Here is a 22,478-nt window from a genome sequence, read left to right as displayed (position 1 = left end):
TCCCAGATGTAATGAATCAAATGATCAGATCATCATAGGTTCCCAAGCACCTTCACCCTTAGATTCCACGCCGAAATCATCGGAATATGCTGGTTCTCTCAATGCAAGAACATGCCCATGTAAAAGAGGTCTCACATCTCCATTTTTCTCCAATGCACGGAGTTCATGGTCGTAGATATTCACCGTATACTGCTGAGCCTTGCGTAATAACTGACTCATTTCACCAGGTTCAATTGCTCCATTCAAGTCCAGAATCAATTCTTTTCCTTCTTCACCATAAGGAACAATTACGGGCGTGGCGTTCGTGGATATGGCTTCGAAATACTTCTCTGCCGTAGCGATCGCATAATGATTCACAACCTCTGGCCTACAATCATGCTTCTTCTTATAGGCATCCACGTAATAACGATTACGGTCCATCAGATCAAACAAGTTCTGTTCAAGCTTAGGAATGGGGTAATGCATTTTGTCTCCAATATCGTTAAAATAATATTCGAAATAACGGGACATTGCCTTTGAAGATAACAAGTCATCGCCGAGCGAACCCGGGTCATCCTCGAATTCCTGAAGCACACGTTCCGTTTTCTCGGCACCAATTTGAATCTCAGGCAGATTCGTTAATACCTCATCCGATGAGCGAATGATGTACACATTACGAACCTTATCTTTCCCATGCCGGTTACATCGTCCAGCCGCCTGAGCAATCGAGTCCAATCCAGCCAAGGAACGAACCACGCAATCAAAGCTGATATTCACGCCCGCCTCAATAAGCTGTGTACTCACACAGATGATACGTTCACCCTTTGCCAATCTCGGAATTACGCCATACTCCCCGGATAAAACCTCTTTGCGATGTGCTGCACACATATTGGTGCTCAGATGAACCACCTGAACGCCACTCTCTCTTAGCCATTCCACCTCATTCAACTGTTCAAACAGTTTACGGACCGCTGTTTTCGTGTTCAAAATGACCAGCACACTGTCCACTTCCCTCATCTGTTCCTGGACAAAAGAAGATACTTCCTCTGCACCCCAGCCCGAAGGTGAGTCCCGCGTAAGGTCCTGTAAATCAACTCGTTTGAAGCTTCGTCCGACCTCATCTAAATTCTGAATAATCTCCGGCTGCTTGGAGAAATGTAGCTTGTGCTTCACAAAATCCAATGCAGGCTGAGTCGCTGTACAGAGCAACAGGCTGGATCGCCCAATCACATGCAGGAAATTCAGTGCAGCATTAAAGAGGGAGATACAATGAACGGGAACCGACTGCACTTCATCAAATACAATGACTGCATTGGAAAGCTGGTGTAATCTGCGGACATTTCGGGTTCCTTTGGCATAAAAGGTGTTCAAAAACTGAACCATGGTCGTAAAAATAATCGGCCGATCCCAATGATCACGGGCAAGTTTGAGATTCTTTTTGCGTAAATCCAGGGTTTCCCCTTCGTCGCCCTCAAGGCGTTCGTCATCCTTGTCATCCACCACGTTGGAGTGATGTTCCAAAATCATGTCATCGTTCTTCAAAATACTGCGGATCTCAGCCGCATTTTGTTCAATGATGGTGGTGTACGGAACGATATATATAATCCGCTGTTTGTTATGTTCAATGGCATGTCTTAGCGCGTAGCGCATACTGGCAAGGGTTTTCCCCCCGCCTGTTGGTATGGAAAGGGTGTACACTCCTGATGGACGATACGCAAATTGTTCGCATTGCCGGGACATTTCACGTCGCAATCGATTAATGGGTGTGTCTACTATACTACTGTGCTCAAGCTTGCTTAAATGTTGAGATAGTAATTCATAGCTTTGTTGAAAAAAAGTCTTGTAATTGATTTCTTCTGCTAAAGTTTCATTTTCTTCAAATCGCCTTGTATTCGTTCGATCCGCGTCGATCAGGCAGCTAAACATATACTTGATAAGCAGTGCTCCTGCAATCGGCGGAAGTTTATGCTCTTTGATGATCTTTATGTATCGTTGAAGCTCCTCAATCGCTTGTTTAAACATATGGTTGAGTAGGTCTGGGGCATTGTGTTTGAAAAATTCTTCTTTCGCTTGCTCATATTGATCTAGTTCCTTGGAAATGACTCGCTCCATATAAGGTGAAGTTTTATCAGGTGATATGTAGTCTCTTAGACCCTGATGATGGGAGATAATACAATTGGCAATCCACTCCGCTGTGTACTTTGACTCCAGCGTTGTGCCGCTTCCATGGTAAAGGCTGTGCAGCAGCTTGCCACCAGCAGTCGAATGATCAACTGAACCTTTGCGAGGAGGGGCATCCGGGTTTGCGACAGCTTCCTGAATGTAGTTTCGAAAAAGATCTGTATTTTTGCCCATATCATGCAGAAGACCAGCAATCCCTGCCAAATATTTAACGCCGATCTTCTCTCCAGCCTGCTCCGCACCTTGCTTAACCTCTACTAAGTGATCCTGAACGGTTTGTATTCTTCCATCCTTTTGACAGATATGCGCAATATAGGTCACACCACTTCACCTCCACTGAATTTCATGACATTAATCGCAGATCCATAGGCAAAAAGACTCACATTGTAAATTTCGACACTAAAATACATTTTCCTTCTATAAACCCTATATTTTTAGAATATTATGTAATTTGTTAAGAAGGCAGTAATACTTCTGTAGCTAAGTCAAAACTGTATCAAATCAAATATAAAAAAACTCACCTCATGCTACAGATAGTGTAGATGATGGTAAGTCCTTTGACTTGTGATTGCCACTTTAGTGCATTTGTATAGATTGCGACCGCAGTGGGCACCAATCAATCTACCTAGGAAGGAAATTTCAATCCACGCACTCGTATAAAGTGCGACAGCAGAAAGTAACGCATAAATGTTTTTACTCCTGAGTTAATCTTAAATCGTAGCATAAAACAAAAATACCCCATAGAGAACTTTTTTAAAGTGTCTACTCTTTAGGGTATAGTTTATACTTTGGACAGATTTTCTGTATTCAGTAGATTATTTAAAAATTAATGACCAACGCCATGATTAAATAACTGCATTATACTCTCAATTGGGAGTACTGCTAACGTTGCCAAAACAATTGAATACACCATATTTAGAGCATTTCTTTTCTTCATCATAACATCCCCTCTAAGATAGATTTGTAAGTGTTAATCTGTGCATGTGTAGCCTGCTCTCTGATTTTTTCAAAAAAGGCTACATATTTTATCTTATTCTGATTAATTTTAGGAGATATTGCCAAACAATTCAGTAAGATGTCGATTGCATCGGAGTCATTACCATTACGGCTATAGTACATCGCCAACTCAAAACTAAATTTTAGATAATAAGAAACATCAATATCAGTCATTATGGTAGTATCACTAATCAAACGATGTTTTTCAAATAGATACTCAAACTCCTGAATAGGTAAATTATTTAAACGATTGGCTTCAAGGAGAGTTAATATTCCAGACATGATCTCACCTTTTGACTTTTGAATGTAAGCTACGTATTCATCAAGCTTTGTAGCATTACCCTCAAGTAAATCCAAAACCATTAAATTGATCTTGGCTATATCGCTATAAAATTCAATTTCATTAAGTGTCTCTTGATTAGTCAATTTAATCCACTGAAAATCACTATATTGTAATACGCATTCCCTAGCTTTATCAAACTCTAGTAGTTTTTGATACGCTATTCCTTGCATCAAACGACTGTATCCAATGTAATATACTATTGCCCGTTGCGTATGTATTTCAACGATGTCCTGTTCCTTAGTCAACATTTGTAAATTATATATACGAAGTGATTCTTCATAAAGTGTTTCACCTAACTTAACGACCTCTCTCCAGTTGTCAAGACCATAAGCTATTCTGAGAAGTGTCACAGTCGAGTCTAATCCGTATCCATCATAATACCTCGACATACCCTTCCTCCTTATTTTACAATTAATAACATTATATTGATTTTTCTACCATAGGTCAAATCTATTGTTTAACAAAAGATCTTAAAATATGCTGCATTTAATAGCACATTTCAGTTTTCAGTATTTTTTCTATACTTAATATTTTTTATTTCTCTGAAATAGAAAAGTCCTACCCACTTATCCATGCTTAGCATGAGAAAGGTAAGACTTTTTTAGGGATTCGATTTGCATTCCATACGGAGTGCGATCAGACACCCGTACCTGTAACAACGCTACTACAAAGATTTCATTCCACGTACTTACACAGAGTGCGACTGAACACATAACCCATAAAAGCGCTTGGATTATTTCAATCCACGCACTCGTATAGAGTGCGACCCAACGCTGTGCAGCTCGCTTCCAAGGCTTGTCGTATTTCAATTCACGCACTCATTTAGAGTGCGACATTAGCAAATAGCTCACCCCACCGGGGATAACAGAGATTTCAATCCACGCACTCCATACGGAGTGCGACAATATGATGAAACCGTTAATATTGACTACCGTACGATTTCAATCCACGCACTCCATACGGAGTGCGACTTGTCCCGAACCACCCAGCTCCAATTGAGAATTTATTTCAATCCACGCACTCCATACGGAGTGCGACTTTTACTTGGTCAACGAGATTATCAGCGTGACCGAATTTCAATCCACGCACTCCATACGGAGTGCGACACCATGAACCTTGCAAAGACAACAACATTGCTACAATTTCAATCCACGCACTCCATACGGAGTGCGACCAGATGCCACCTTGTATAGTAACTATGGCCTTACTATTTCAATCCACGCACTCCATACGGAGTGCGACCGTGGCTTTAACGACGCGAGTAACCGCGCTTGAATTTCAATCCACGCACTCCATACGGAGTGCGACGAGCAGGAAACTGGTCAGATGGCATTCAGTATGTAATTTCAATCCACGCACTCCATACGGAGTGCGACTAACAGCTAATGACACAGGGCTTGGGTATGCAAAAATTTCAATCCACGCACTCCATACGGAGTGCGACGCACAATTACCATCCTCACTTGAGAGTGGTAACCTATTTCAATCCACGCACTCCATACGGAGTGCGACCGGACTTGCCCTTGCACTAACGATGATCATGGGTATTTCAATCCACGCACTCCATACGGAGTGCGACACGAATATTCCGGAGAAATGTTTGACGTATATGATATTTCAATCCACGCACTCCATACGGAGTGCGACTCAACGGTTACGCGGTTAGAGTTAATCGCAATTGATTTCAATCCACGCACTCCATACGGAGTGCGACAAATGTTGTTTCTATACCTTTTAGGACTGTAGTTGATTTCAATCCACGCACTCCATACGGAGTGCGACATCCGAAAACAGATATGAGCATAACACATTGGTCGATTTCAATCCACGCACTCCATACGGAGTGCGACTCTTCGGAGTAGATGGCGTTGCCGTAGATTAGAAAATTTCAATCCACGCACTCCATACGGAGTGCGACATATTTCATACCTTGTGGTACTTGGATTTGAATGATTTCAATCCACGCACTCCATACGGAGTGCGACAACCACTTGACCCACCGGAACCACTGGAACCGGAATTTCAATCCACGCACTCCATACGGAGTGCGACTAACTTAAATCTAACAGGGTTGAATTATACAATAATTTCAATCCACGCACTCCATACGGAGTGCGACGTTAAACGGGACATAGTATATTACGATTATAAACGATTTCAATCCACGCACTCCATACGGAGTGCGACTTTAATACCGCCGAACAGAACGAGCGGTAACCATAATTTCAATCCACGCACTCCATACGGAGTGCGACATGTAAATTTACGTAATTAACTGGACGAATTTAGATTTCAATCCACGCACTCCATACGGAGTGCGACTAAAAGGGCTTATATTGGTCAAACAGCGTGAGGTTATTTCAATCCACGCACTCCATACGGAGTGCGACAAAATCCAAGAAAGATTCATCTGCATTGTCAACATTTCAATCCACGCACTCCATACGGAGTGCGACAGCGAAAAAACACGTATCTCAACAACCCGAACCATCAAAAACACGTTTTTTCACTATTATTCTATGACTTTCCATATCATTATTCAATCAAATTATGCCTACATGTTGCCTTAAGGTAACAATTTTGCCCATTTCGACAAATTCTGAGGTGCGAATCCCCCAGGGTTTTCATGTGAGCATCACATTCGCACCTGTCCTATCCGTTTATGACAAAGATCACATCCACCTTCCCTGCTCAAGTGCTACAGTTGTTAACGACCAACTGACCATGATAGTATATTGGTCAAAAATTAGGGTTTACCTTACCCATTATCCTTTCAACCTACAAGGAGGTGTATATGCGATGAAAACGATAGATCGAAGGCAACAGGTGATGGATTCTGCCGAGAAATCCTTTGCCCTGTTTGGCTACAAGGCCACAACGATGGAGCAGGTTGCGAGACTTGCCAATGTGGGCAAGGGAACGATCTATACTTTTTTCGATAATAAAGAAGAACTGTTTAGCGAGATTCTGTGCTCAATCATTGCGGATATGAGACAGATTACGGAGCAAACGGTGAAGGAAGAGAATTCCTTTCTGGATAACGTGCATATGAGTATGGATTCTTTGCTGGAGTATCGTGAGGAACATGAGCTGTTGATCAAGCTCTTTCAGGAGGTTAACGAGTTCGGTACACCACAGGCCAAAGAAGGTCTGCAAAAAGTGGAGACAGCCATTCTCGAATATCTGGAGCGTCAGGTGAGCCGTGCCATGGAGTTAGAGCAGATTCGCAGAGATGATCCCAAGCTGGTTTCTTTTGTCCTGCTGAAGCTGTATGTCACCTTAACCTCGGATTGGAACAAAGCGCATCCTACGCTGCATAAGGATCAGATCAAGGATTTTGTGGGCCTCTTTCTCAAGAATGGCTTATCCCCCACTTAGAGAAGAGCGTGCCAATAGCTTCAGAACATAATAGAGATAGAACAAACGGATTAGCGTAAGGATAGGGAGAGAACATGATGAAATCATTCCACGTATTTGGGCAGGATCTGAAGTCCGCCTTCAAAAAACCAAAAGTATTTATTCCAATTCTCGTTGTACTGTTCATTCCGGTGCTGTATAGCGGCCTGTTCCTGAACGCATTCTGGGACCCCTATGGCAAAATGAATGAATTACCTGTAGCCGTGGTCAACACAGATCAGGGTGCAGTCTACAATGACAAATCACTGGAGGTCGGTCAGAATCTGGTCGATGAATTGAAAAAAAGCAACGATTTCAACTGGCAATTCGTGACTCGTGAACAAGCAGAAAAAGGTATGCAAGACAACACGTATTATATGACGATTGTGATTCCCGAGGATTTTTCAGCAAAAGCTACCACTCTGATGGAAGATCACCCGCAATCAGCGGAGCTGATCTATGAGCCCAATGAAGGATACAACTTCCTCGCGGGTCAGATTGGTGGAACTGCGGTCAAACAGATCAAATCCAAAATCTCCGCCAAAGTAACTGAGTCGTATACCGAAACGTTACTGGATCAGGTGGAGAAGATCTCTAGCGGTTTATCAGATGCCGGAGCTGGTGCTGACAAGATCAACGAGGGCGCAACCAAGCTGGATGACGGTGCTGCCACATTGAAAAAGAACCTGTCCAAACTGGCGGATGGAACCGACAAACTGGAAACAGGTGTGGCACCGTTAAAAGAGGGTACAGCTACCTTGGCACAAGGAATCGGCACGCTTCATGCAGGAGCCAACTCTCTGTCCGATGGATTATCCCAATTGGCGGCAGCAGGCACGAAGCTGGGTAACGGTGCATTGCAGGCTGAAGCAGGTGGCAAACAGTTACAGGCTGGCATTCAATCCGCTCAGGAAGGCGCGGCTAAGTTGGATGCAGGACTCGCGGCTTCCGAGCAAGGAAGTGCGAAACTGGCAGCCGGATTGCAAACCTCAGTCGAAGGCAGTAGCAAAGTGAGTGAAGGTGCTAAGGCCGTTGCGCAAGGTCTTGCCCAATTAGCCGAAGCGAGTCCCGAGCTTGCCGCGAGCCCTGCTGTTCAGCAATTGCTGGTAGCAAGTCAGGCCGTTGCCACTGGCAGCGAACAGATCTATCAAGGCGGACAGCAATTAGTGGAAGTCAGCAAACGCCTCCAGGCTGCGCAACAGCAACTGCATCAAGGCAGCACTCAACTAGTGCAGGGTGAACAGCAACTTTTACAAGGAGTGACACAATTATCGACCGGACATAAGCAGCTTGCAACGGGCCTTCAACAATTTAACGCCAAGTTGACCGAAGCAGCAGCCGGAGGAGCCAAACTTGCAGATGGTTCGAGTCAGTTAAATGTAGGTGCAGGCCAATTGGTTACGGGTATGAACCAGCTTTCAGACGGAATCACCACCATTGCCGACGGTTCCCACAAGCTAGATGATGGTGCAGGAGCATTAAAAGAAGGCACGGCCAAGTTAACCGACGGCTCTGGCGAACTTGCCACCAAGCTTAATGAAGCGGCCGATGAAACTAGCAGTGTGAAAAAGACGGATGAACTTGTTGAAATGTATGCACAGCCTGTTCAGGTGGATGAGCATAAACATAACGAAGTGCCCAACTATGGTACTGGATTCTCCCCATACTTTCTGTCATTGGGGCTGTTTGTCGGAGCATTGATTGCAACGCTAGTTGTACCCACACGCGGCAGTACGGTTACCGATGCGAGTAGCTGGAATCGTTTTGTGAGCAGAACCCTTGCTTTCACGATCATGAGTGCTGTCCAGTCCCTTCTCGCTTCCTGGCTCGTATTGTCCGTATTGGGTCTGGAGGTTCAGAGCGTTCCATTGTTCCTCTTGTTCAGCTTTGTTACCAGTCTAAGCTTCATGTACATCATTCAGGCTTTGGTGACTTGGCTGGAGAATCCGGGTCGTTTCCTCGCGATTCTGATGCTGATCTTCCAGCTCACCACCAGTGCAGGCACCTTCCCGCTCGAACTAATTCCAAATTGGCTGAAAGTGTTTAATCCATGGCTGCCTATGACCTATTCGGTAACAGGTTATAAAGCAGTTATCTCGAGTGGACAGTTCGGCGTGGCTTGGGATCAGATCGGCATTCTGTGCATCTTCGCTGTGATTGGTCTTGGAGGAACCCTAACGTATTTCCTGATGCATCACACCACGGAGAACGAAAACGTCAGCAGTGAAGTCGCACTTCACCTGTAAATTCGTAAATTAAAAAGCAAAGGCATGTACCTAAGGCCCACCCTCTTCTAGATAACAAGAGGTGTGAGCTAAGGTACGCCTTCGCTTTTTTTTAGTTTTAGCTACAATCTAAGTTTGCTAACTTCATATTTCTAGTATGTAGAGTAAATTTCAGAACTTGAGATAGCGAAATTAAACAATAGTACAAGCAAAATAAGTAATACATAAATGGCTGTACCTATGATTCCACAGACAAGGCCAGCAATCGCTAACCCTTTTCCTTGCTCCATGCGAACTCTGATCTCTTTGAAGGCCAAAGATGCAAATATAATCGCAACGATGCCGATTACAATACCCACGTAAGGAATCGTGACGGACAGAATCCCCAAAACTAGTGATACAATCGACTTACTATTGGTCTTTGGCACTACATAAGGCGGTGGTGGCAATGTGTCGTTATAATAACGATCCACATCATTTTCGCGATGTTCCAAGGTCAATCCTCCCTGTTCTTTAAGTATGTTCATTATAATTGATTAATAGGAATAGAGAACTCCATATTTTGTAAATACTCCGATTATATTAAATAAATTTACTTTATCGACTACCAAGGGCTAGATGCATACGAGGGATTGATCAAACTGAACTCAAAGAAAGGATCTTTACTTCAATCCACGCACTCCATACGGAGTGCGACGGAATCAATTTCGTTCGTGTTTTATAGATCGTCATTTCAATCCACGCACTCCATACGGAGTGCGACTACCGGGATTCAGTTGATTACGATCAATCTTCGGTATTTCAATCCACGCACTCCATACGGAGTGCGACTCAAGGACACCAGCCTATATGATTTACTTCCGCCATTTCAATCCACGCACTCCATACGGAGTGCGACAGCCAAAGTTTTCCGTCTGCCCAATGAAATGCGGCATTTCAATCCACGCACTCCATACGGAGTGCGACCATATCTCTTCACTACTTCCAGAGCTACTATTGCGATTTCAATCCACGCACTCCATACGGAGTGCGACGGCGCAATCAAAGCGCGCTTCATGCCAATATTGGCATTTCAATCCACGCACTCCATACGGAGTGCGACTGGAGGGTAGGTTTATGGCTAAGATCTCCATGAAGATTTCAATCCACGCACTCCATACGGAGTGCGACTGGCGGGATGGTTTGGAGTTAGTGCATACAGGAATTTCAATCCACGCACTCCATACGGAGTGCGACCAGGTATGGTTTACAGAAAGTTCGCAATCCTGATTATTTCAATCCACGCACTCCATACGGAGTGCGACTGTTTTGAGGACTTAACCAAGACCCATACGGTAATATTTCAATCCACGCACTCCATACGGAGTGCGACACACAACGGTAATGTTACCCGCTTTTGCGGCGTTATTTCAATCCACGCACTCCATACGGAGTGCGACTCTCAGAAAGCCGCGCTACAGGACGAGAAGGACATTTCAATCCACGCACTCCATACGGAGTGCGACCTTACTCCAAAAGATCGAAGGTGGTAGTTTGAATAATTTCAATCCACGCACTCCATACGGAGTGCGACGTGAGTTGCTGCCTGAAACGCCTACCAAGATGGAAATTTCAATCCACGCACTCCATACGGAGTGCGACGGTTCGGCCACTCTTCCGTGGTCTTATGTACAATTTCAATCCACGCACTCCATACGGAGTGCGACCCGCTCCCGCCCTATCTGGTGTCCTGCCCATACTCAATTTCAATCCACGCACTCCATACGGAGTGCGACGATCATTCAATTAAACTTTTTTTCGGATGTTGATATTTCAATCCACGCACTCCATACGGAGTGCGACTTTGCAATTTTTTCGAGGAGGTTATAACGATCAAATTTCAATCCACGCACTCCATACGGAGTGCGACTGGGAATACGGAGAGGTTAGCGTTGAATACACGATTTCAATCCACGCACTCCATACGGAGTGCGACATGGCGCGTTTAATCGGAGTAAAAGACGTAGGCATTTCAATCCACGCACTCCATACGGAGTGCGACAGCGAAAAAACACGTAACAGCAGCATATGAGTATATACTTATTACGTGTTTTCGTTTATCGAGCTAATTATTATATTCATTTTAATCTACAACATCCAGAATATTCAAGTATTTATTGCCAAAAGGGAACAAAAATGCCACATTCGACAAAATCTGAGGTGCGAATCCCCCAGGAATTTCATGTGAGCTTGGCATTCGCACCTGGCTACATCTACGTTCAGCCTTCTATCCTTCCACTTCCACCCGCTGTAAAAACGTCCGGGTACGTGCAAGCCTCGGATTGCCGAAGATCTGTTCTGGTGGACCTGCCTCGGCAATCTCCCCGTTATCCATGAAAAATACACGATCCGCAACGTCACGGGCGAAGCCCATCTCATGCGTGACAATCATCATCGTCATGTTTTCCTGTGCCAGTTGTTTGATGACACGTAACACTTCCCCTGTCAGCTCCGGATCGAGTGCCGATGTCGGCTCATCGAACAGGAGAATGTCTGGTTGCATCATCAGTGCACGAGCAATGGCAACACGCTGTTTCTGTCCACCGGACAGATTACCAGGGTAAACATCGGCCTTGTCCGAAAGCCCTACTTTGCCGAGTAATTCCAGACTGCGGTACCGAATGACGCTTGAACTTTCTTTTTTCAAAGTTTTTGGTGCAAGTTCCAAATTATCTTGTACAGTCAGATGCGGGAACAAGTTGAAATGCTGGAATACCATACCCATACGATCCGTCATCTTGCGAATATCTGCGGCACCCGCGTAACGACCATTATCAACCAACGTTTGATCCTGAATGCGAATCGTTCCGCCCGAAATATCCTCCAGATGAATCAGGCTGCGCAACATCGTACTTTTCCCCGAACCCGAAGGCCCGATCACCGCAATTACTTCGCCTGGTTCCACGTTGAAGGATACCTGTTTCAGCACATCAAGTGTGCCGAATGATTTTCTCAATTGATTTACTTCTATTATATGTGTCATATGCAGACAGTCCTTTGATTGATCAGATTTAATTTATTCAAATGAAAACCGTTTCTCAAGTGCCTTGAACAGCACGGTGAGTACGAGTGTCATGAGCAGATACATAACCGCCGCCACGAAGAAAGGTAACAGCTTTATGTCGCGATTTACCGCCGCTTGGGCGTAATACAACAGCTCAGGCACAGCCACGGCATAGAGCAGTGCCGTATCCTTGATGAGCGTAATGGACTCATTGGCCGTTGCGGGCAATACTACACGAATCATCTGAGGAATAATGACTTTGGTCATCGTCTGCCACTTTGTTAACCCCAGTACCTTCGCTGCCTCATGTTGACCTTTATCAATGGAAAGCAGTCCGCCCCTGAAGATTTCAGCGAAGTACGCCGCATAGTTCAAGATGAACGCAATCCCTGCCGCAACAAAACGATCAAACACCAGATACTCTCCAATCACCGGAAGCAACGGTAAACCGAAGCAGAAGAATAGAATTTGGAGCAGTAGCGGTGTTCCTCGCATCACATATACATACGTATGGGCAATCCACGCCAGCAGTTTAATCTGGCTTCTCATCGCAAGCGTGACCGCAAATCCAAGCGGTACAGATAACACGATCGCTAGCAAGAACATGAAAACGGTGGTCTGCGCACCCTCTAGCATAGGTTTTAAAATGGTCGATAAATAATCCCAACTCATTATTTTGTCTCCTCTAATCTGTTAACCCCGCATTCCTCTGGGGCATGAATCGCTCCAGCATGGAATACGGGGTCCGTTTTGTTTCTAACTATATATCAGGTGTGTAACCTGCCTATTTCAAAACCTTATCTTCACCCAACCATTGGGTGGAGATTTTAGCCGCTGTTCCGTCTGCATTCAGCTCATCCAACGCTTTTTGCAGCTGATTCAGAAGCTCTTCATTGCCTTTTTTGATACCAATGCCATATTGTTCCGGTGCAAGAGATTCATCCATCAGTTTGAATGTTCCCTCTTCTTTGGACATGTAGTATCTCGCTACCACTTCATCAATGATGACCGCATCCAGACGTTTTGTCTTCAGATCCGTCAGTGCAAGCACGTTATCCTTAAATTCAGAAGCTTTCACTTTATCCTTCAGAGGACTTGCTGCTAGTGCATCTGCCGCGGAGGATAGTGCCTGCAATCCAACATTTTTGCCATCGAGTTCATCCAGCTTTGTAATTGGTGAGTCTGCCAAGGTAATGGCTACCTGACTGTTTTCCAGATATGGCTTCGTGAAGAGCACTTTCTCTTTACGCTCATCCGTAATGGTGTACCCGTTCCAGATCATGTCGATCCGGCCACTGTTCAGCTCTGACTCTTTGGAAGACCAGTCGATTGGCTGGAATGTGATTTCTTTACCCATTTTCTCCGCTGCAGCTCTTGCGTAATCAATATCAAAACCAACAATTTCATTTTGCTCGTCCCGGAAGCCCATTGGAGCAAACTTGTCATCAATTCCTACAACAATCGTGTTATCGTCTTTGCTTGCGGAACTGGAACAACCAGCCACAATCAATACACATATACTAATGAATAATAGTAAAATCGCTTTTTTTCTCATCTCTCGAACCCCTCCATGTCTATAACCAAACCCAAACGCTTTAGTTCGTTACCACGTTATCAGAGATTTATAATAACATAGCATGGGAGAAGAGTCGAGTCTCTTGCTTATTTCCTTCTATTTCATGCAGCTTAATTGTCAAAAATCTGTGAAAAAACCTCTTTCACTTGTGCCGGTTCCACCAGCTTCTCGCGTACAGTCAAATTCCATAGCTCCGGGTTCTGAAGCTCCTTTAATTCCGTACCTGTCCATTGTTGGGCAGATTCACGACGTAAGGTATGGCTGGTATTCTCAAACTGGTAGACGATCTGCTCCAGATTATCGATCATAACAAAGTTCGCAACCGCATTATATACGAGTATCCGCTCAAGTTCCTCTGTATCCATCTCACGCGTATCCAAGCTATAATTCACTTGGACCGTGAACGTCTCCGGGTACAGTTGGTAACCATTCAATCTTTCACGTAAAGGTAAAGCCTGATTCAGATGACTAAGGTTTGAATTATCACCCATGTAGGGACTGCGATATTTGGCTAAAGTGGCAAAATCATGTGTCAGCGGATTCTGCTGCTCTTCCTCGTACCGAGCCTGTTTCGCCTCGATCTTCGGATTAACGAAACCTTCAACAATCACTAAGCCACTGATGCCCAACACAACAAGTGTTATAATCCATATGTTTCTAATTCTCATAACGCATCACTCACTTCATACTTACTAACGATCCGATACGCCCGATGCACAACCAAAGGAATAATAACACTCAGTAATGGGATGGCAAAGGCAATGACGATCACTGCAAACTGATAGGGTCCATCCACCTGAATGGGTCGATTAAACCAGATGTTGCTTCCGAATCGCAACGCTGCCTGCGTTCCCCATAGTACGAGTATTAACGCTGCCCACAACCACCATATCCTGCGATTCCACTGCACTAAGGCAGGGATTCGAATAACCGTGGTTTTCACGGAAGTTGCAGAATCGTTCGTCTTGTTGATCAACAGATACAATACATACATGCCACCAACAATGAGACTCACGATCATAAGCAGATTGTTTATGGCGGAACCTTGCATCAGCACTCTCATTGGAATGGTAATGATCCAGGCTATGAGGCTGTATATCAGAGCAGACTGCAACAACGCTGTCCAGTAAGGAACACGTTGTACCTTTCGGTGGTCACTCATCACTTCATCCATACCAGCGATATGCTGAATGGCGTTCTGGAACGCCTTCTCTTCACTCATACCCTGCGAGATATAATCGTCAATCCGCGCAGCGAGATTGCTGTGAATCTCTTCTTTTAATTCTCGATTGTCTAATGTATCTTGTGCGTGAACGAACAAACGATTCACATGACGGGTGATGCGAGCTTCCAATCTCATAGGTCTTCATCTCCTTTTTCTCCAGTGACAATCATGCAATCAATCAGTGCCTTGGCTGCTTGCCAAGCATGAACCTGCTCTCTATAGGCTTTAAGGCCTTGCGTTGTAATTCGGTAATATTTGCGTCGTCCTCCCTGCGTCTCTTCCCCCCAGTAGGACTCCACATATCCACTCTTCTCCAGCCTCTTCAAACTGGAATAAAGCGTAGGTTCCTTCAATTCAAACTGCTCTCCGCTCTTACGATAGATCTCCTTAATAATGCTGTAGCCATAGTTATCTGCGGGTATAAGTACACTCAGAATGATGGGGTCAATATTGCCCCGAATCAGATCACTGTTAATCACTTGCACATCCATCTACGAGTTTCACCGACTTTCTTCCGTCCTGTGTATACTATAAGACATATTACTATGTCTGTAAAGGTAATATGCATCGTGTAGTATATCCTTAACAAGCAAAGCAACCTTTATCCCCTTATCTCCATCTGAAAGATATTGGGAGGTGATAGAATGAAATCGCTAACTAGTACAGATCAAGGAAACGAATTGATGCGGTCTATGTAGAAAAAGGCCAACTCTCCATCTGGAGAATCTGGCCTTTTTCTGTGTTTCTATCTTTTCTATACTCTTGTAAGCTCCTACTCACTCTCACCCCTATTGCTGCACTTTCTCGCGATCTTTCCCTTTATCGGATTCACCCGCGTTTTTGTTCGCGGCATCGCGATCCTGCTGCATCTCTTCCACCGTTTTCACCTTAAGACGTGCTGCACCTTCATATTCCTTTGTTGGAATAAGGTCGCCAGCAGCGAGTCTCGCTTCTGCGGCAGCGATAGCGTCACCATACTGTGGCAACCAGTGGGCCTGTGCAACCAGCATCTCGTCGACCATCTGCCAGATTTCTTTTGGATTACATACGGCACCCACGAGCGGGTCCATCATAAATGCCTGACGAAGTAATTTGTCGTCTCCGTTCACCGCGGCTTCAACCGCAAGACGTTGCACGGAAATGCTCACATTACATACCGCAGCCGGGCCAAGGGGCAGATCGCCTACATGTGGCATGGAGATGCCGTTACGATCCACATATCCCGGTGCCTCAATAATCGCATCATCCGGCAGGTTCGAGATTACTCCATGATTAACGGTATTGAAATGTCCTCGATAGACACGTCCCGTCTCCAGACCTTCAATAATGTACGAACCGTGCTCCTCGCCCCGTTTTTCCGGAATGAATTGCATCGGTTCATCCTTCATCCAGTTAGGAAAATCAGTCTCAAACCAGTTGCGCCCCTCGGTACATACCCGCAGATATCCACCCGTCTCTCCGTTGATCCAGTTGCCCAGGTCGATCCATTCGTTGATCTCTTCCGGACGTTTGCGGTACCACGGCACATATTCACTCAGATGACCATTCGATTCTGTACTGTAATATCCGAACCGGCGTAGCATATCGATCCGCACTTTCTCAGTACGGCTATACTCCGGATGTTTCTCGAAGGCTTCGAGCAGGTCACCTGTAAGGTCTTTACCTTCATGAGAAGCCTGAATATACCAGGTCTGATGGTTGATGCCGGCACAGACAATATCCACTTCACTCTTTTTCAATCCAAAAGCTTCCGCAATCTGATGATGACCATGCTGTACGCCATGACACAGTCCGATCGTCCGTACACCACCGTACTTGTTGCAAGCCCATGTCAGCATCGCCATCGGATTGGAATAGTTCAAGAGCAGCACGTCGGGTGCGCTCTGTTCACGAATATCCTTACAGATGTCCAGCATCTCGGCGATTCCCCGTTGTCCGTACATAATGCCGCCTGCACACAGCGTATCGCCGACACATTGGTCTACCCCATATTTCAGTGGAATATCCACATCGGTTGCAAATGCTTCCAGTCCCCCAACACGAATCGTACACAGTACATACTTTGCATCTTTCAACGCTTCTTTCCGATCCGTTGTTGGCTGGATCTGAATATTCAATCCATTCTCACGGATATCCCGCTGACACAGCTCAGTCACCATGTCCAGATTGTGTTGGTTAATATCGCAGAACGCAATTTCAATGTTGTTAAACTCTGGTACCGTCAGCAAATCCCTTAGCAATCCCCGTGTAAATCCGATACTTCCTGCCCCGATAAACGCCACTTTAAACGACATGTCTATGTCCTCCCCTAAATCCGAATCTTTCGCTTCGGTTAATGACCCTCTTCATGAAATCATTGTACCAACCGCAAATAGGGGAGCGTTATCAAAATCATGACCTGTTCTCAAATAGATTGTCAAAAATCCTAACTTTCATGACCTCACATTACAGTTGGCTGTAGCTGATCAGTGTGATGTTCTGAGACTTCACATATTGCCATAGATCTGCATTCATCAACAAGGCCAGATCATGCTCACGCTCATCCACCAGTGATGTAATACCGTGCAACGTTTCATCTGCATATCCCGGATGTCCGGCAATTTCCACGGTGTATTCTGTATCCTGGTACTGATCCAGCACTGCCCGGAACCACGTCTCCTCCAGGCACGGCTTGGCCAGATCGGCACATAATACATCGGTAGTCCTTATCCCGGCAGCAGCCAGACTTCCATTCAGGTCTGCGGATAACGTGTCATCTCTTCTCATGGGCACGTTGTACTCCCGAGCCAGCTCCATAACCAGATCAAGCATCACCATATCCTTGATACTAACAGCATGATGGGTATCGAGATGATTCAGCGTCAGCCCCGAGGCCAAAAGTGTCTCAATCTGTGCCTTCAGTTCGGCCCGGACCTCGGCAGGATCATAGGACGCGGGTATGAGGTTCGGCTTTCTGTAAAAGTTACCCGCTTCGTCTACAATGCTTCGGACATCCGATGCATCCAGCACAGGTGCCATGAAAGTCAGATTCAGATGAACACCCATAGTCGTTATGCCCGCTTCAAGTGCCATGGCACTGCTCTCCTCAAAATGTTCGGAATTAACCAGTGCCGAAGTATCTGTAATAAGCCCTTGCTTCATGCCATGAATGATTCCTTCGCTAACTCTCGTCGTAATACCGTAATCATCTGCGTTAACAATCAGTTTCATCCTGCTTCTCCTTCCTCTTTGCCTTATCTATGCTCGAATCGACAACAGTCTTTCTGCTGCGGCAACCGTTCCACCTGACAGCAAGGGTGTAATCACGGCAAAGTTATCTGAGTTCGTCACCACTATCGGTGTGGTCAGCTTAAATCCTTCGTTCTCGATGCTCTGCATGTCAAACTCAATCAGTACATCCCCCTGCCTGATCCGATCACCTTCCTGAACCTTTTGTGTAAAATGCTGCCCTTTTAATTTCACCGTATCCACTCCGATATGCATAAGAATTTCAACCCCCTCATCCGATGTGACAGCGATCGCATGCGCGCTTTTCATCGTCACGGCGACGATGCCGTCTACAGGGGATACCAGCACACCTTTGGATGGAATGATCGCAATCCCTTTTCCCATAGATTCGGAGGAAAATACAATATCATCTACTTCGCTAAGCGGAAGAATCGTTCCTTGCATGGGACTTGCAATAAAGCTCTCCACTGCTCCACTTGTGCCACTCCCGATGGAGCCTGCTCCGAATTTATCCATACCTGATCCCGATCCAGATTCCGATTGCTGCTTCAACTGTACATCCGGTTTATCTGTGTCGAGACCCTGCTTTTTACTCTCATAACCAAACAGCACCACGGCCAATGCTCCAGCCGCAACGGCAACCAATATTCCGATAATGTAATAGAGCATTGGGCTCTGTGCTGGCAGAGTAAAGATATTCAAGAAGAAATTGAACACAATTAATTTGACCCCCAGATACCCCATAACACCACCGCCGATCGCACCGGCTACTACCAGATAGATAAGGGTTTTCCGATAACGCAGAATGATTCCATACAGGATAGGCTCTGTAACACCCGACAGAATCGCAGACAGGAACGAGGAACCACTTAAGGCTTTGAGATCCTTGTCCTTGGTTTTCAGGAATACACCCAGACCAATGCCCATGGAAGCGGCTACCGAGGTTGCCGCGAGTGGGACGATCAGATCTCCACCTGCACTCAGATTGCTCATAATAATCGGCACGGTTGCCCAGTGTAATCCAAGCAGTACCAAAAAGGACCAGGAGCCTCCAAGAATAATTCCTGCTATGACCGAATTGCTGTTAATCAGGAAGTTAACCGCATCACCGACCCATTGACCCACATATTGCCCGAATGGACCAATCAACATGGCTGTTAGTGGTACCATAATGACGAGTGACAGGAATGGAACTGCGAACAGCTGCACATTTTTGTGCATGATTTTCTTCAAAAACTTCTCCAAAACGGCATAGATGCTAACGGCGATAAACATCGGAAAGACCGACGAAGCATAGTTCATTAACGATACGGGTATCCCGAGAAAATGAGTGGTGCTTCCTGCTGCTGTCAAAGCCGTAAAATTCGGTTCCATCAATGCGGCCCCGATCGCCGCTGCCACATAAGAATTCACATTTAGAACTTTGGCAATCGTGATGCCGAGAAGAATCGGCAGGAAATAAAAGATCGAGTTCCCCGCCGCAGCCAATATAGCGTATGTTCCACTATCCACAGCGATCCAGCCTGCTCTTTCAAGAACAATTAACAGAGCCTTAACTAGGCCTGCTCCAGCAAATACCGGGATTAATGGCGTTAAACTACCCGATATCAGGCCAAAGATGGCTGAACGGATGCTCTTTTTTTCTTTCTCTGAGCTTCCACCGGACCCTGCTCCGTCGAATTCCCCTTCGGCAACGATATGTTTGTACACCTCGGAAACATCATTACCTACAACAACCTGAAATTGCCCACCGCTTTCAACAACCTTCAGGATGCCTGCTGTGTTTTCCAATATTTCTGCATCAGCCTTTCGGTTATCGTTCAAGACAAATCTTAAACGGGTAGCGCAGTGAGTCAGCGATTGAATGTTATCCTTTCCTCCAACGCGGTCTACAATGTTTTGTGCTAATTTGAGATGATCCATGTTGTTCCCCCCATACATTTGTTTAATTTCTACAGTTCACGTCTTGACTCCATCATTTCGAATAACATATTACGATGACAAAATAAAAACCTGAACTGAAGCTCGTCTACTGACCTTAGTCAATACACAAGCCTCAGTTCAGGTTTCGCCTGCCGAACAGTCACAATCCCTTAATATATAGTTGTATCAGTATTTCTTCATTCTTCCGCCAGATCCTGCTCACGGTTCGTGACCCGGTGAATGTGGATCATGAAATAAACCATTTCCTCATTCGTTGTTTTCTTCTCGTAATTAATCTCCAGGTAGTTTCTAATCTTTCTGGCGCACGCATACGATTCGGGGTACTTGTCCTTTACATGATCATACAAAGAATCTCTCTCTTCCGGAATCAACTCATCATGTAGAATTCTGTAAGCAAAATACCGCAGATGTGTGAGGAAACGGCTATAATTAATCGAGCTTTCGTCCAGTTTAATTCCAAAATGATATTTCACAATATTCGCCAAATCATTAACAATCTTAGTCATTTGATAGGTTTGTTTCATATCCTGCCCACGCTGCTGTGCATTGACAAAATGTAGGGCAATGGAACCGGCCTCATCCTCCGGCAGTTTAACATCTGTTTTCTGTTCAATAATGTTCAGCGCATTCAGGGCAACTTCATACTCGGCTGCATAGAACTTTTTGATCTCCCACAGCAAAGCATTCTTGACAATAATGCCTTCTGGAAACCTTCTTATCGCGAAACTGATATGATCCGTCAGGGTGATGTAGATGTTATCACTGAATTTGAGGGCAAGCTGTTGTTCGGCGTATTCAATAATTTCATTTGATAACTCCAGATGTTCTGTTGGAATCTCACCAATCAGACCCATCAGTTTGTCAGATGTTGCTTTTTCAACCACAAACTTTTTCTCTACCTGCGAGAAATCAATCACATCACTGTTATGTTTGTTATACCCAATCCCTTTTCCCATCACGATCATTTCGTCCCCGTTATCATCCGTCAGTAAAATCACATTGTTATTAAAGATTTTCCTGATTTTCATCTGCATCACCCCCAACTCATCACACGCTCATCCCATTAATATTCCATTAAAACTTCAAAAAAATCTCCCATAAAAAAAACCTAAATTGAAGCAGCAACATGTACAACTCATGTCTACTACGAACAATTTAGGTATCGCCTGCCGAACAGTCACAATCCTGAATATATGAGATTAACCACTACATTATCGACGAATCTGTTACTTCTGAACAAAGGATATCATGAATACCCTTTCAGTTCAACATTTAGTTTCTACCATGCCTTGTCAGCCCCACGTGTTGCGCCTACTCCGATTCCTCCGGGTAGCTCCACTCTATTCGCTCCATGGAACCCCTGTATTGAACAGGTGTCTTACCCGTATACTTTTTGAAAAGCATATGAAAATACTGCCGACTCCCCACACCCACATAGTCTGAAATTTCGGAGATGGGAATATTGGTCTGTTGTAACAACATCTTGGCCTTCTCCATGCGAAGCATCGTCAGGTAGTCGGTCGGTGTCCGATGCGTGTGCTGACGAAAAATGCGATGTAAATAGCCTGGATGCAGATTGACTGCTGCCGCAATATCCTTCATCTGAATGTTACGATCCATATTGTGATGCATGAATTCAATGGTTCGTTTGACGTACAGTTCCGCCTGGTCTGGCGCACTCCGGCTCATTTCTCCGCGCAGACGTGCAACACGAACCAGCAACTGGATAAACAGCGTACGCACCAGCATACCCTGTTCAGGAGACGACAGATTCCGGGCTTCGCGGTGATGCAACCTTTCCTCTGGTGGAATGATCTTCATCGGCACAGTTGATCTTCCCTGCTCCAGTAGACCACGCTGATCGAGTTCCAGTACCAGACTTTTCATAATATGATACACTTCTTCCGGGTCAGGCAGTACCAGATATGGCGAAGCATTAGTGAGTAAAGCTTCGACCTCTTCCTCTTCCAGCGCAAGCTGGCGGATGGATAGCTGTCCGGGAGACGAGGTGGAGAATCCAAACTCCACATTGAGCATCCGGCAAGGGACACCATCTTCCACCAGCAAACGATGCGGGACACCTGCATCTAACATAATGAACTGCCCTTTTTTCAAAACGGTCTGCTCCGAACTCCCATCCGACATCTGCACATCCACCTGGCACATTCCTGAAATAATATACATGATCTCCGTCGAATCATGATGGTGATAGGACATACGATAGTTGTCCCATTGCTTGTAATAGTACGCGTAGAAACGCGGCCCGCAATCCTCTGTTCGCAATGCCTCCTGATACAGGCTTCCTGTCCAGTGCTTCGTAATGCTCATATCCATACCTCCAT

General features: G+C 45.2%; 16 protein-coding genes and 2 CRISPR repeat arrays. Of the genes, 2 read left to right on the top strand and 14 right to left on the bottom strand.

Annotation, left to right across the window (positions count from 1 at the left end; genetic code table 11):
* Nucleotides 1-24: 24 nt before the first annotated feature.
* Nucleotides 25-2,481, bottom strand: coding sequence for a CRISPR-associated helicase/endonuclease Cas3 (locus tag PAEAM_RS03065; RefSeq protein ID WP_100526596.1), 2,457 nt, complete (start codon nucleotides 2,479-2,481; stop codon nucleotides 25-27).
* A 615-nt stretch (nucleotides 2,482-3,096) separates the two neighbouring features.
* Nucleotides 3,097-3,888, bottom strand: coding sequence for a hypothetical protein (locus PAEAM_RS03060; protein ID WP_017690356.1), 792 nt, complete (start codon nucleotides 3,886-3,888; stop codon nucleotides 3,097-3,099).
* 481 nt (nucleotides 3,889-4,369) lie between these two features.
* A CRISPR array of direct repeats spans nucleotides 4,370-5,955; the repeat unit is 33 nt; unit sequence ATTTCAATCCACGCACTCCATACGGAGTGCGAC.
* A 343-nt stretch (nucleotides 5,956-6,298) separates the two neighbouring features.
* On the opposite strand from PAEAM_RS03060, the gene PAEAM_RS03055 reads away from it, so the two are divergent.
* Nucleotides 6,299-6,877: a TetR/AcrR family transcriptional regulator gene (locus tag PAEAM_RS03055; protein ID WP_100526595.1), complete on the top strand. Its 579-nt coding sequence runs from the start codon at nucleotides 6,299-6,301 to the stop codon at nucleotides 6,875-6,877.
* Between the two features lie 77 nt (nucleotides 6,878-6,954).
* Nucleotides 6,955-9,141, top strand: coding sequence for a YhgE/Pip domain-containing protein (locus tag PAEAM_RS03050; protein ID WP_100526594.1), 2,187 nt, complete (start codon nucleotides 6,955-6,957; stop codon nucleotides 9,139-9,141).
* A gap of 131 nt (nucleotides 9,142-9,272) precedes the next feature.
* Here PAEAM_RS03050 and PAEAM_RS03045 read toward each other — a convergent pair whose 3' ends face one another.
* The 12 genes from PAEAM_RS03045 to PAEAM_RS02990 form a co-directional block, all read right to left on the bottom strand.
* Nucleotides 9,273-9,614 carry a DUF4190 domain-containing protein gene (locus PAEAM_RS03045; RefSeq protein ID WP_100526593.1) on the bottom strand — a complete coding sequence of 114 codons (342 nt, stop codon included), beginning with the start codon at nucleotides 9,612-9,614 and terminating at the stop codon, nucleotides 9,273-9,275.
* Between the two features lie 170 nt (nucleotides 9,615-9,784).
* Nucleotides 9,785-11,161: a CRISPR direct-repeat array (repeat unit 33 nt; unit sequence ATTTCAATCCACGCACTCCATACGGAGTGCGAC).
* Nucleotides 11,162-11,386: 225 nt separating this feature from the next.
* Nucleotides 11,387-12,142: an amino acid ABC transporter ATP-binding protein gene (locus tag PAEAM_RS03040; RefSeq protein WP_100526592.1), complete on the bottom strand. Its 756-nt coding sequence runs from the start codon at nucleotides 12,140-12,142 to the stop codon at nucleotides 11,387-11,389.
* A gap of 33 nt (nucleotides 12,143-12,175) precedes the next feature.
* On the bottom strand, nucleotides 12,176-12,835 hold the full coding sequence (locus PAEAM_RS03035; RefSeq protein WP_100526591.1) for an amino acid ABC transporter permease: 660 nt from the start codon (nucleotides 12,833-12,835) through the stop codon (nucleotides 12,176-12,178).
* Nucleotides 12,836-12,947: 112 nt separating this feature from the next.
* A complete protein-coding gene (locus PAEAM_RS03030; protein ID WP_036606344.1) occupies nucleotides 12,948-13,718 on the bottom strand; it encodes an amino acid ABC transporter substrate-binding protein in 771 nt (256 codons plus the stop codon).
* A 131-nt stretch (nucleotides 13,719-13,849) separates the two neighbouring features.
* The gene (locus tag PAEAM_RS03025; protein ID WP_100526590.1) at nucleotides 13,850-14,407 is read right to left on the bottom strand and encodes a DUF4825 domain-containing protein; all 558 of its coding nucleotides are present in this window, start codon (nucleotides 14,405-14,407) and stop codon (nucleotides 13,850-13,852) included.
* On the bottom strand, nucleotides 14,404-15,099 hold the full coding sequence (locus PAEAM_RS03020; RefSeq protein WP_100526589.1) for a permease prefix domain 1-containing protein: 696 nt from the start codon (nucleotides 15,097-15,099) through the stop codon (nucleotides 14,404-14,406). The genes PAEAM_RS03025 and PAEAM_RS03020 overlap by 4 nt, the downstream gene beginning before the upstream one ends.
* Nucleotides 15,096-15,455 (bottom strand): PadR family transcriptional regulator, encoded by a 360-nt coding sequence (locus PAEAM_RS03015; RefSeq protein WP_076253369.1) that lies wholly within the window; start codon nucleotides 15,453-15,455, stop codon nucleotides 15,096-15,098. Before PAEAM_RS03015 ends, PAEAM_RS03020 begins: the two co-directional genes overlap by 4 nt.
* 297 nt (nucleotides 15,456-15,752) lie before the next feature.
* Nucleotides 15,753-17,258 carry an alpha-glucosidase/alpha-galactosidase gene (gene melA, locus PAEAM_RS03010; RefSeq protein ID WP_100526588.1) on the bottom strand — a complete coding sequence of 502 codons (1,506 nt, stop codon included), beginning with the start codon at nucleotides 17,256-17,258 and terminating at the stop codon, nucleotides 15,753-15,755.
* Between the two features lie 151 nt (nucleotides 17,259-17,409).
* Entirely contained in the window at nucleotides 17,410-18,174 is a 765-nt protein-coding gene (locus tag PAEAM_RS03005) for a ChbG/HpnK family deacetylase (RefSeq protein ID WP_100526587.1), read from the bottom strand.
* 27 nt (nucleotides 18,175-18,201) lie between these two features.
* The gene (locus tag PAEAM_RS03000; RefSeq protein WP_100526586.1) at nucleotides 18,202-20,115 is read right to left on the bottom strand and encodes a beta-glucoside-specific PTS transporter subunit IIABC; all 1,914 of its coding nucleotides are present in this window, start codon (nucleotides 20,113-20,115) and stop codon (nucleotides 18,202-18,204) included.
* 197 nt (nucleotides 20,116-20,312) lie between these two features.
* Complete coding sequence (licT, locus tag PAEAM_RS02995) at nucleotides 20,313-21,164, bottom strand: BglG family transcription antiterminator LicT (protein WP_100526585.1); 852 nt, start codon at nucleotides 21,162-21,164, stop codon at nucleotides 20,313-20,315.
* A gap of 283 nt (nucleotides 21,165-21,447) precedes the next feature.
* Complete coding sequence (locus PAEAM_RS02990; protein ID WP_100526584.1) at nucleotides 21,448-22,464, bottom strand: AraC family transcriptional regulator; 1,017 nt, start codon at nucleotides 22,462-22,464, stop codon at nucleotides 21,448-21,450.
* Between the last annotated feature and the right edge of the window lie 14 nt (nucleotides 22,465-22,478).

This window comes from Paenibacillus sp. GM1FR, from assembly GCF_002803315.1.
Lineage (GTDB): Bacteria > Bacillota > Bacilli > Paenibacillales > Paenibacillaceae > Paenibacillus > Paenibacillus amylolyticus.
The sequence above is the reverse complement of the archived record's forward strand: the minus strand, read 5'-3'. Positions and strand labels throughout refer to the sequence as shown.